Source organism: Dyadobacter psychrophilus (genome assembly GCF_900167945.1).
GTDB lineage: Bacteria > Bacteroidota > Bacteroidia > Cytophagales > Spirosomataceae > Dyadobacter > Dyadobacter psychrophilus.
The window spans coordinates 1,500,749-1,512,515 of sequence record NZ_FUZA01000001.1; the positions used below are offsets into that span (position 1 = coordinate 1,500,749).

At 45.0% G+C, this 11,767-nt stretch carries 11 protein-coding genes; 9 read left to right on the plus strand and 2 right to left on the minus strand.

Annotated elements, in window-relative coordinates; genetic code table 11:
• Positions 1-53: 53 nt before the first annotated feature.
• Positions 54-476, minus strand: coding sequence for a hypothetical protein (locus tag B5X68_RS06395; protein ID WP_082213767.1), 423 nt, complete (start codon positions 474-476; stop codon positions 54-56).
• Between the two features lie 52 nt (positions 477-528).
• On the opposite strand from B5X68_RS06395, the gene B5X68_RS06400 reads away from it, so the two are divergent.
• Positions 529-2,877, plus strand: coding sequence for a PDZ domain-containing protein (locus tag B5X68_RS06400; RefSeq protein ID WP_082213768.1), 2,349 nt, complete (start codon positions 529-531; stop codon positions 2,875-2,877).
• Positions 2,878-2,892: 15 nt separating this feature from the next.
• Here the strand turns inward: B5X68_RS06400 and B5X68_RS06405 are convergent, their stop codons facing one another.
• Complete coding sequence (locus B5X68_RS06405) at positions 2,893-4,185, minus strand: hemolysin family protein (RefSeq protein WP_082213769.1); 1,293 nt, start codon at positions 4,183-4,185, stop codon at positions 2,893-2,895.
• A 132-nt stretch (positions 4,186-4,317) separates the two neighbouring features.
• Here B5X68_RS06405 and B5X68_RS06410 point away from each other — a divergent pair, with 132 nt between their 5' ends.
• The 8 genes from B5X68_RS06410 (at position 4,318) to B5X68_RS06445 (ending at position 11,765) form a co-directional block, all read left to right on the plus strand.
• Positions 4,318-5,523 carry a DUF763 domain-containing protein gene (locus B5X68_RS06410; protein WP_082213770.1) on the plus strand — a complete coding sequence of 402 codons (1,206 nt, stop codon included), beginning with the start codon at positions 4,318-4,320 and terminating at the stop codon, positions 5,521-5,523.
• 37 nt (positions 5,524-5,560) lie between these two features.
• Positions 5,561-5,836 carry a type II toxin-antitoxin system RelE/ParE family toxin gene (locus tag B5X68_RS06415; RefSeq protein ID WP_082213771.1) on the plus strand — a complete coding sequence of 92 codons (276 nt, stop codon included), beginning with the start codon at positions 5,561-5,563 and terminating at the stop codon, positions 5,834-5,836.
• Positions 5,837-5,853: 17 nt separating this feature from the next.
• The gene (locus B5X68_RS06420; RefSeq protein WP_310588614.1) at positions 5,854-6,180 is read left to right on the plus strand and encodes a HigA family addiction module antitoxin; all 327 of its coding nucleotides are present in this window, start codon (positions 5,854-5,856) and stop codon (positions 6,178-6,180) included.
• Positions 6,181-6,224: 44 nt separating this feature from the next.
• On the plus strand, positions 6,225-9,668 hold the full coding sequence (locus B5X68_RS06425) for a HEAT repeat domain-containing protein (protein WP_082213773.1): 3,444 nt from the start codon (positions 6,225-6,227) through the stop codon (positions 9,666-9,668).
• A gap of 75 nt (positions 9,669-9,743) precedes the next feature.
• Entirely contained in the window at positions 9,744-9,989 is a 246-nt protein-coding gene (locus B5X68_RS06430) for a DUF433 domain-containing protein (RefSeq protein WP_082213774.1), read from the plus strand.
• A complete protein-coding gene (locus B5X68_RS06435; protein ID WP_082213775.1) occupies positions 9,979-10,323 on the plus strand; it encodes a DUF5615 family PIN-like protein in 345 nt (114 codons plus the stop codon). Before B5X68_RS06430 ends, B5X68_RS06435 begins: the two co-directional genes overlap by 11 nt.
• 54 nt (positions 10,324-10,377) lie before the next feature.
• Positions 10,378-11,427 carry a hypothetical protein gene (locus B5X68_RS06440; protein ID WP_082213776.1) on the plus strand — a complete coding sequence of 350 codons (1,050 nt, stop codon included), beginning with the start codon at positions 10,378-10,380 and terminating at the stop codon, positions 11,425-11,427.
• A complete protein-coding gene (locus B5X68_RS06445; protein WP_082213777.1) occupies positions 11,424-11,765 on the plus strand; it encodes a DUF6984 family protein in 342 nt (113 codons plus the stop codon). Before B5X68_RS06440 ends, B5X68_RS06445 begins: the two co-directional genes overlap by 4 nt.
• Positions 11,766-11,767: the final 2 nt, after the last annotated feature.

The following is an 11,767-nucleotide window of genomic DNA, read 5'->3' on the forward strand; positions in this document are numbered from 1 at the left end:
ACCGCCGGGCGGTCCGCTCAGGCTGACAAGGCCAGTAAACTCCCTACATTCATTCAGTGCTGCGGCGCCTGCTCATAGTCAATCCGAATCACGCGCCTCCCCTTACTATCAACTGCCCCGATAGAAATATCGGTAATGTTCTTACTCTTAGTCCTGATTTCCTTCTCTGCGCGTTGCGCGTCTTTTTCCTTTCTTCCGTTCAAAATATAAGTAACGCTGTCTTTGGGATAACCAAAAACGTCAAATCCATGCTCAGTGACAATGCTGCGTTTGATAAGCGTGTATTTACCTGTTTCGGGAACTGCCGAGGTTGGGTTAACCTGAATGCTTTGAGGGGCTACAAAATCGTAAATCTCAGACTTATTCCCTCTTATTTGGTCGTAAGTAGGGAAAGAACCTTTCTCTTTCTTCTGAGCGAAAACGAGCTGGTTAAAGCCCGCCACCATTAAAATGATGATCGAATAAGGACATTTCATAGAATTTAAGTCTTAATTTGAAGTCAGTCATTCCATAAATATAGCCGCATCAATGCATTATCGGATCCTCGGTCTCCTTTTGTTCAATTTGATAACATTGGTTGCAGATAGTCACGCGCAAAATCTGTACGTGTCGCCTGCCGGAAATGATGCAAATGCAGGCACATTGCAGGCGCCGTTGAAAACGCCATTCGCTGCCATCGCCAAAATAAAACGGGTAAGCCAATCCAAGGTTACCATTTTTCTCCGCCGCGGCATTTATTATCTGAATAAGCCTCTGAAAATAGATCCTGAGTCGCTAAACGGGAAATCGCTCAATATTGAAGCTTACAAAAATGAACCCGTAACATTAAGCGCAGGAAGAAAATTAGCATTGAAGTGGGAAAAGCACAACCAAAATATTTTAAAAGCCAAAGTCTCGGGCAATCATTTCGAAATGCTTTTTATCAATGGCAAACAGTTGCCGATGGCACGCTATCCCAATTTCGATTCGACAGCCCGCGTTTTCAACGGAACCGCCGAAGATGCACTTTCACCAGCGAGAATTGCGAAGTCAGGCGATATGGCAGGTGCTTATGTGCATGCATTGCATAAGTCTGAGTGGGGAAGTTTTCATTACCGGATCAAGGGGATTAAAAACGGAGAGGCCGATCTGGAAGGCGGCTGGCAGAATAACCGGCCATCGACATTGCATTTACAGCATCGGTTTGTGGAAAACGTTTTTACAGATCTGGATGCCCCCGGTGAATGGTTTTTGGATAAAAAATCACAATTACTCTATTTATATCCTCCTCAAAACCTGAACATTAACACTGCTGACATTGAAGTCTCTAACCTTAAACACATCATTGAACTGGTTGGAACCGACAAGCAGCCAGTCAAGAACGTAATAATTAGCAATGTTCGGTTTGAACATACGGAACGCACATTTATGGAACATTACGAGCCATTATTGCGAAGTGATTGGATGATCTACCGGGGTGGGGCCGTGCTGATGGAGAACTCGGAAAACTGCGTGGTAAAGGATTCCGAATTCACAAATCTGGGAGGGAATGCGGTGATGATCAGCGGCTATAATGTTGGTTCAGGTGTAACCGGATCGCATATTTACAACATTGGATCCAGCGCCATATGCTTCATAGGCGATTCCTCAGCCGTTCGCTCGGCCGCCATTGGATATGAAAACTTTATTCCCCTCTCGAAAATAGATCGCACACCCGGGCCTAAGAATAATAAGTATCCCCTCAAATGCTTTGCTGAGGATAATCTGATCCATAACATTGGAAAAACAGAAAAACAGTGCACCGGTGTGCAAATTGAAATGGCTTCGGAAATCCTTGTGAGTCATAACACCATTTATCAGGTGCCGCGTGCCGGGATAAATATTGGCGACGGAGCCTGGGGAGGGCATATCATCGAGCATAATGACGTGTTCGAAACGGTGCTGGAAACCGGCGACCATGGCGCATTTAATTCCTGGGGACGCGATCGTTTCTGGCACCCCGACCGCAAAACCATGGATAGCATTGTTGTTTCGCATCCCGAACTTATTCTGCTGGATGCGCAAAAAACGGTAATCATTCGCAACAACCGTTTTCGATGCGACCATGGCTGGGATGTGGACCTGGACGATGGCAGCAGCAATTATCATATTTATAACAATGTATTTATGAGCGGCGGATTAAAATTCCGGGAAGGGTTTCAGCGCATTGCCGAAAACAATATCTTCCTCAATAACAGCTTTCATCCGCATGTTTGGTTTAAAAACAGCGGTGACATTTTCAGGAAAAATATCCTGATGCGGCCTTATTTTCCAATCCTTGTTAAAGATTGGGGCAAAAAAATTGACTACAATCTTTTCCCCAATGAAAATGACCTGAAAAACGCTCAGGCGAACAAAACAGACGCGCATAGCAGTTTTGGCGACGCGATTTTTATGGATCCTAAAAACGGCAATTATCAGGTAAAATCTGAAAGTCCGGCATTCGTCCTGGGATTTAAAAATTTCCCTATGGATCAATTTGGTGTACAAAAAGAAGCATTTAAGAAAATAGCGCGAAAGGTTTCCTATCCTGTTTTACTGAATGCTGCTTTGGAGAAAGACATGCAGGAAATGACCTGGCTGGGTGTAAAAATAAGGAATGTACGAGGCCTTGGAGACCGCTCTGCATTTGGGTTGCCGGATGAAAAAGGCGTTGTCATTGTGAATGTTCCGTCAGATAACATTTTAGCAAAAAGCGGATTGCAAAGTAACGACGTAATTATCAGTGCTAACAAAGAGAAAACAGACAATGTTGTTCGACTCGAAGCCATCCGTCAGCAAATCAACTGGACGGGGCAAATGGATGTAGAAGTCTTGCGTAATCAGCAGACATTAACATTGAAACTGAACCTTAAATAGCTAAGGAAAACTGCCTTATGAGTCAAAAACTGTGATTTTCACCTGTGAGATGGTGGCGCGCTGCTTTTTCAGGATTGTGAATTCAAAATGCTTTGTTTTAAACTTCTCTCCTACCGCCGGAATTCTGCCAAATTTGTAGATCAGATAACCAGCCAATGTTTCGTAATCGCTTTCCTTTGAAATATCGTGCGGAAGCTTATCATTAATATCTGTGATCGACGCGGAACCTAGCACTGTATATGTATTGTCGCTTTCATTCTTCACAATGGGGATCTCATTATCATATTCGTCCTGGATTTCACCCACCAATTCTTCCAAAATATCCTCCATTGTCACAATGCCGTCGACCCCGCCGTATTCATCGATGATTACGGCCATTTGCTGCCTGTTCAGCTGGAAATCGCGGAGTAAGGCACCAATTGGCTTGGACTCATGAACTGTTGAAATAGGCCTTATCAGTTCCGTAAGCACGATTTCTTTGCCCTGACGCATTTTCAAAAGCAAGTCCTTCAAATGCAGCACGCCTACAATTTGATCCAAAGTATCTTCATAAACCGGGATTCTGGAATAGCCTTCCTCAATGACCTTTTCCAGTTTTGCCTCGTTAAAATCATTGATATCAATGCCAAAAACCTGTGGCCTCGGGATCATAATTTGTTTCGCAATCCTTTCTGAAAAGTTAAATGCATTTTTGATAAGGTCATAGTCCGCGGCTTCGATCATTCCGCTATCTTTTTGCTGCTGAACCAGATAGCGCAATTCGTCACTGCTATGCACTTCGCTTCCGTGCGAGGGTGTGATGCCTACGCCTTTCAGGATAAAATTGGCAATGCCATTTAACATCCAGACAACAGGTCGGAAAACAAGGTAAAAGCCGTGCAACGGATAAGATAAGAACAAGGTGGTCGCTTCGGGACGTTGTATCGCGATGGATTTGGGTGCCAGCTCGCCAAAAACGATGTGCAGAATGGTTATAATGGCAAAGGCAGTGGGTAATGCTATCTGATGCGCGAGTTCGGGATCCAGTGAAATGCCCACCAACTCCATTCCGCCGATCAGTAGTTTAGAAACAACCGGCTCGCCTATCCAACCCAAACCAAGGCTTGCAAGCGTTATTCCAAATTGCGTAGCAGCAAGATATCCGTCGAGATTAGCAACAATTTTTTTAGACAAAATGGCCATCGCATTTCCCTCCTGCGCTTTTTGCTCCAATTGTGAAGCCCGGATTTTCACGATAGCAAACTCTGCCGCTACAAAAAAACCATTTAACAAGACGAGTACTAATGTGATTAAAACCTGGATAGCCATTCAAAATGTGTTTTTGGAACAAAAAGGGTAATGCAATGCATGTTATGAAAAAATTATTCCAATTAATAACGGAAGCGCATACCGGTGCCGACTTTACGCCGGGTTTGGTTTTTTTGTAACTTACACCTAACTATGAAAAGTGGCCACGCAGATCTGCCTTTGCATTACGGAAAAGTGCCCGTTTGGTTGGCCCAGCGCATGAGCGCGCTGGGAGGCGCCATTGTGGAATCGATTGTCATCGAATACGGCCGCGATGCATTTTTACAGAAAATGAGCGATCCGTTCTGGTTCCAGTCGTTAGGTTGCGTTTTGGGCATGGACTGGCATTCCTCAGGCATTACAACTTCGGTAATGGGCGCATTGAAAAATGCGGTGAACAGAAAATCCGCCGAATTAGGCATTTACATTTGTGGAGGTCGCGGAAAGTATTCGAGACAAACTCCTGCTGAATTGTTGGCAATTGCTGAAAAAACCGGTTTGGACGGCCAGCTTTTGGTGCATAACAGCCGCTTATCGGCGAAAATCGACAGCACCGCAATTCAGGACGGTTTTCAATTGTATCTGCATTCATTTGTTCTTTCCAAAGAAGGCAACTGGACGGTGGTTCAGCAAGGCATGAACACAGACAGCAGAATGGCCAGACGTTACCATTGGCATTCTCCTGAAATTAAATCCTTTGTTGAGGAGCCACATTCTTTCATTTACGGAGAAAATCAAGGCAAGATCTTAAATTTGACAGACAAAGATGCAGCGCCCACACGGACTGGTATTCTGGAACTTACAAAGGAAAATCCGGACAAAATTATGCGGGAAGTTGGCCGCCTCGTCATGCCCGGACACCATGATGTGCGTGCCGAAGATGTGAATTTAAAACGGTTAGGGGCGGTGCTGGCGCTGGCGCATGACAACCCGGTGAATGATATGGAGTCGCTGTTGCTTTTGGAAGGCGTTGGGCCCCGGACAGTGCAATCGCTTACATTGGTTAGTGAAATTATTCATGGCACACCATCCCGTTTTTCAGATCCGGCACGGTTTTCGTTTGCACACGGCGGCAAGGACGGACATCCGTTCCCTGTGCCGATCACTGTTTACGACGAATCCATTATGACTCTGGATAAAGCCATTCAAAAGGCTAAGCTAGGTGAAAATGATAAATTGGAAGCGCTTAAAAATCTATCAAAAGTGTCCATCCAGCTCGAAAAAGATTTCCAACCTAATAATCGTTTTAATGACATTATCGAAGAAGAACGAAACAATTCCTGGAAATACGAAGGAAGAACCGTGATGGGCAAAGCAAAAAAGCCGAAAGGCCTCAATGGTCAGTTAGAATTGTTTTGATGTACAACATCGTGTTATGTATTACATTTGAAACACGATGATCAAAAGCTTTAAGCATAAGGGATTGAGATTATTTTTTGAAAACAATGATCCATCCAAGTTGCAACCACACCACATTGAAAAAATTAGAAGAATTCTTTATCGATTGGACGAAGCTCATTCAATCGAGGAAGTAAATATCGTAGGTTGGGGTCTTCACCAATTGAAAGGCGATTTGAAGAACCATTGGTCAATAAAGGTTAATGGAAATTACAGAATCACTTTTCGGTTTAATGTTGACACTTTTGATGTTGATTACATAGACTATCATTAAGTAAAATATATATGGTAATGAGGGGAATGATGCCTCCGCATCCTGGTTCGATGATCAGGGATGTTATTGAGGGAATTAAAGAAGAAACAGGCCAAGATCTGACCATTCGGCAGGTGGCGGAAGGTTTAGGGATTGCGTCTAAAACGCTTTCAAATATTTTGAACGAACATCAGGGTATTACATCAGAGATGGCCGTCCGACTTTCGGAGGCTTTTGGATCGCCCCCGGAATTTTGGCTGAAACTTCAACGTGATTATGAGCTTTGGCATGCCGAGAAGAAAGTAAACCGATCTGATATCAGGCATTTTTTGCCTAACCGCAAACAAGGGTTGCAAACTGCATAAGCATACAGCCCTATCTACAATTTAAATGATTAAGCCTTAACTCAATGATCCCCAAAAAACATTTACAAAAACCGTTAATTCTTCTTGCTGTCACTGCTGTTGTGGTGGTTTCTTGTATGAAAATGTCCCCGACGAGCTCTAAGACGGGCGCTACTTCGAAAACCAACAGTACGGCGGTTGTTATTAAAGAAGACGCTGCAACCGGCAAAGCAAGGGCCAAAGAAATTCGTAACAAAACCGTTGTAAAACTGGCAGACGGCCTCAAACTAGACCTTTGGGCCTCCGATTCGCTGGCACCGGATCCGGTGGCTATTTCGGTGGATGATATGGGGAGGGTTTACCTGAACCGGACAAACCGACAGAAAAATTCAGAATTTGACATTCGTGGCCACCGCAACTGGATGACAGCTTCTATTGCTTTGCAGACTGTGGAAGAGCGCCGGGCATTTCTGCGCAGCACTTTTGCTCCTGAAAAAAGCAAAGAAAACAGCTGGCTTAAAGACCTTAACGGTGATGGAAGCCACGACTGGAAGGACCTTGCTGTTGAAAAGGACGAAGTTTGGCGCATTGAAGACACGGACAATGATGGCATAGCGGATGTTTCGATGCGAATTCTGGACGACTTTTTTGAAGAAGTTTCAGACGTAGCGGGCGGTGTGCTTATCCGTGCGCACGATGCATTTGTTGCCATTGCACCTGATTTGTGGAGATTGAAAGATACAAACGGCGATGGGGTTTTGGATCAGAAAACATCCATTAGCCACGGCTACGGGGTTCACATTGGTTTTGGCGGACATGGTATGTCAAACCCGATCGAAGGCCCGGATGGCAAGATTTACTGGAACATCGGGGACATTGGCGCCAACATTACAACAGCGGAAGGCGTAAAACATGAGCATCCGAATTCCGGCATCATCGCCCGCTCCAATCCTGATGGAAGCGATTTTGAGGTTTTTGCGCATGGTTTGAGAAATACGCACGAATTTGTTTTTGACGAGTACGGAAACCTCATCAGTTCAGATAATGATGGTGACCACCCAGGAGAAAGCGAAAGACTTGTGCACGTCGTGGAAGGTTCAGATGCAGGTTGGAGATCCAACTGGCAATATGGAAAATATACCGATCCAAAGAACAATTCCTATAAAGTCTGGATGGATGAAAAACTTTACAAACCACGCTGGGACGGTCAGGCGGCATACATTATCCCGCCGATTCAGAATTTCCACAATGGCCCTACCGGCATGCAATACAATCCCGGAACAGCATTGGGATCGGCTTGGAAAAACAAATTTTTCCTGGTTGAATTTGTTGGTAACCCCGCTCGTTCACCGATCTGGGCATTTGGTTTAAAGCCAAAAGGCGCTTCATTTGTTCTGGATGGTGAGAAAAATATTTTGAACGGAATCCTGCCAACAGGCATTCGCTTCGGGCCGGATGGCGCATTGTATGTGGCCGACTGGATCAATGGCTGGGATACAAAAAATTACGGAAGAGTCTGGAAACTGGATGTTTCCGATGATAAAAATGACCTAAAAGACGTACGGGCGATCACAAAACGCCTTATGCAGCTGGATTACGCAAAGCAAACGGATGAAATGCTGTTATCCCTGCTCGGGAACCAGGATATGCGCATCCGCCAGAAAGCGCAGTTTGAACTGGCAACGCGCGGAGCAAAAGGCGCAGCCGTTTTGAGCAAAGCAATTGCACAAACAGGCAATCAACTGGAACGAATTCATGGCATCTGGGGAATGGGCCAATTGGCACGCCAGGACAAATCCTACGCGAATGTCCTGATGACCTTACTGAAAGATTCGGACGAAGAAATTTCTGTTCAAGCTGCAAAGGTGCTAGGCGACGCGAAAATTGCCGAGGCGGGACCAATGCTGATCCCGATGCTTTCATCTAAGAATCCGAGAATGCAGTTCTTTGGCGCACAGGCGCTTGGTCGCATTGCCGACAAACAGGCAGTGGCGCCCCTTATCAGCATGATTAAAACCAACAATGATGAGGATGTTTACCTGAGGCACGCTGCTGTGCTTGCGTTGTCACGCATTGGTGAAGTAGAGCCGATCGTAGCATTATCATCGAGTCCTGAAAAGTCCCTTAGAACTGCGGCAGTACTCGTATTGAGAAGGTTACGCAGTGAAAAAGTGAGTTTGTTCTTGCAAGATAAAGACGAATACATTGTGACAGAAGCAGCGCGTGCGATCAATGACGACCTTTCAATTCCTGCTTCCCTGCCGGCATTAGCGGCGCTTTTGAAGGACAAAAAGTTCACTTCGGAGCCCTTATTAAGAAGGGCCATCAATGCGTCCCTGCGCGTTGGAACGAATGATCAATTGGATAATCTTATTGCTTTTGCACAACGGAAGGATGTCGAAAAGGGCGTCCGCACGGAGGCATTAGCAGCATTGGGAACGTGGGCAAGTCCGTCCGTGATGGATCGCGTGGATGGCCGTTACAGAGGTGTTGTAGAGCGCGACCCGGCACTTGTTAAATCTAAAGTGCAGCCTGTTGTTGCTGAGCTGTTGAATGATGACGATGCTGAAACTTTGATCGCAGCGGCTCAGATGGTTACAAACCTGGGTATGTCAGAAAACAACGCTGCTTTGGCTAAAATCCTGAGCACTCATAAAAACCCGAAAGTGCGGACAGCTATGCTCGTGGCGCTTAATGACCTGAAATATGCAGACATGGAAACCGCCATGAAACTCGGAATGACTGACACCGATGCCGATGTTCGTACGGCAGCATTAGGAATGGCAGGAAGCGTGAATATGTCCAAGGAAGCATTGACTGACATTTCTAAGAGTATTTTTGAAAAAGGAAGTGTCAGAGAGCAACAACAAATGTTGCGCGTGCTGGGAACCATTCCAGTTGCTAAAACAGAAGGAATTTTTGAAGATCTGATCGGCAAAATGACTGATAAAAAACTGCCGCAGAGCCTTGCGCTGGATCTCTCAGAAGCAGTAGATTCAACCAAATCAAGTACGCTGATTGCCAAGCTGGCGCCATTAAGAACAACCGGGATGACCGTTACTGATTATCAGGATGCACTTTTCGGTGGAAATGCGCAATTAGGTCGCAGATATTTTATGACAAATTCGGCAGCTGAATGTGTGCGCTGCCATTCCATCGGAGGTCAGGGCGGCGAAGTTGGGCCTAACCTTTCCAATATAGGCAATGTGCTGTCGAGAGAGCAAATATTGCAAGCGCTGATTGAGCCAAGTGCAAGACTTTCCCCAGGATTCGGAATGGTGATGCTTACTTTGAAAGATGGCACATCCGCTGCGGGAATCCTCGCGCAGGAAAATGATCATGAACTGGTTTTAAAAACATCAGAAGCCGAACCATTAAAAATCGCAACAGCCCGGATCGCCAAACGCGAAAACGTTCCGTCCAGCATGCCACCCATGGGCACTATCATGTCCAAAAGAGAGATCAGGGATGTGGTTGAGTTTTTATCCGGATTAAAAAGCGGCAAATAATCATCAAAGGTCCGGGTCGCGGGCGATTCGGACCTTGACGATTTATATACTTATCTTTGCAAAAAAGTAAATGTGATGACAACTTACCTGACGGAGAGAATAGCCGTAAATCCGGATATATGCAACGGTCGGCCTGTAATACGCGGGATGAGAATTACTGTGCAGACCGTTTTGGAATTCTTGTTCGCTGGCACAAGTCGGGAGGAGTTACTATATCAATATCCAAGCCTTGAAAGTGAAGATATTGACGCTTGTTATCAGTTTGCTATTGAAATGATGAACCGAAATTATTTCATCAAAGAGATTAAGCATGTCGCCTAAGTATCTGATTGACGTAAATTTGCCCTATTACTTTTCTCTTTGGAATAACGAAAAATACGTTCATCAGCTGGACATTGAAAGAACCGCTGTTGATTCGGACATCTGGGCAAATGCGAAAAAAATGCAGATGACCATTATTTCAAAAGACGCTGATTTTTCCAATCGCATCCTCATAACCTTCCCTCCTCCAAGAATTATACATTTCCGAACCGGCAACATGTCAATGAAGAATTTTCATATGCTGGTATCGAGGATCTGGGAAGAAGTTTTGGCATTAAGTGAGGAATACAAATTGGTCGTTATTTTTAATGATAAAATTGAGGCTTTTAATTAATAAACGGGCTAGTTACAGCTGAGCCGCAATTGCATTCATCAACGCTGGACATTAATGGAATTAGATAAGAAAGAGGCGGAGACTGTTAATAGAGCTATTCAGTATTGGCAGGACAGCAACAAAATTTCGGGGGAACTGGCTGAGGACTTGAAGAATAGTTATCAATTGCGGAATGCCAATGTGGATGCAATTGCCGTTTACGCATTGATTTCCGCGGTTTCCTGTGGGTTACTGGCATTTGGTGCATTGGTTCTCGATGAAAAATGGCTTGAACAGTTGCGTAATAAGTGGGGGTTTTCCGAAACCATTTTCGGGATTGGATTTACTGCATTGGCGGCCTTATTTGTTTATCTCGCAAAAAGAAGACAAGCCAAATATCCCGCGTCAAAAGCAAGCAACGAAACCTATAACATTACCATCATCCTGACGATCGGCGTTGCGATCACTTACTGGACGCGCAGTTTTACGAATTTTGAAGGAAATTATGCTATTCCTCTATTGATAGCAACGATTGTTTACGGCAGTGCGGCGGTTTTTCTTCGCTCTACATTGCTCTGGACGGTAATGATCATTTCTCTGGCCGGTTGGTGGGGCGCTCAAACCCACTTTTGGTCAGGCGGCAGTTACCGTTTCCTGGGAATGAATTATCCACTGCGGATGACCGTTTTCGGACTTGCTATCTGGCTGTTTTCTATCGCTTTGCAGAGGCTTAAACTGTTGCCTTTTTTTCAAGACACCACCTATTCCATTGGACTGTTCCTCTTTTTACTGGCAGCCTGGACGCTCTCTATATTTGGAAATTATGATGATCTGAGTGGCTGGACGGCCATTAAGCAGAGCTATTTCTGGTATTGGGCCCTGGGTTTTTCCATTATGCTGGCATTGCTGCTCGTTTATGCATTCCAGAATAAACTGGATACATTACGGGATTTGGGGCTGGTATTCTTTCTTGTAAATATTTATACAAGATATTTTGAATATTTCTGGGACAGAACCAACAAAGGCATTTTCTTCGCCATTCTTGCGCTGTCTTTCTGGTTTGTCGGAAAAAAGGCGGAGCAGCTGCGAAACAAGGGAAACAGCATTTCAAAAGCGGACTCATGAGTAATATCAGGCCCATAAGGCAGAATGAAATTGACCTGATCCATTTCCTGCTTTCCAAATTAAACCTCGATCCCCAGGATTACCCGATCACCGAGCAAGTGGACGAATACGAGGGTGGAAAAATGGGCAGCATTAGTTTGGGAGGCAAAGTGGACGCCTACGATGGTGATCTGATCCAAGCGGAATACGTGGATACTGATGGGACGCCGGTCGTTATAACGCTCACCAAGGACAATCAAAACCATCTTCTGGACCTGGATTTTTGGAAAGTTGATTTTTCAAAACTGATCGATTACCCGCGGCCGGATCAGCTTATATTTTCACAAAAAGCCGATTAGGA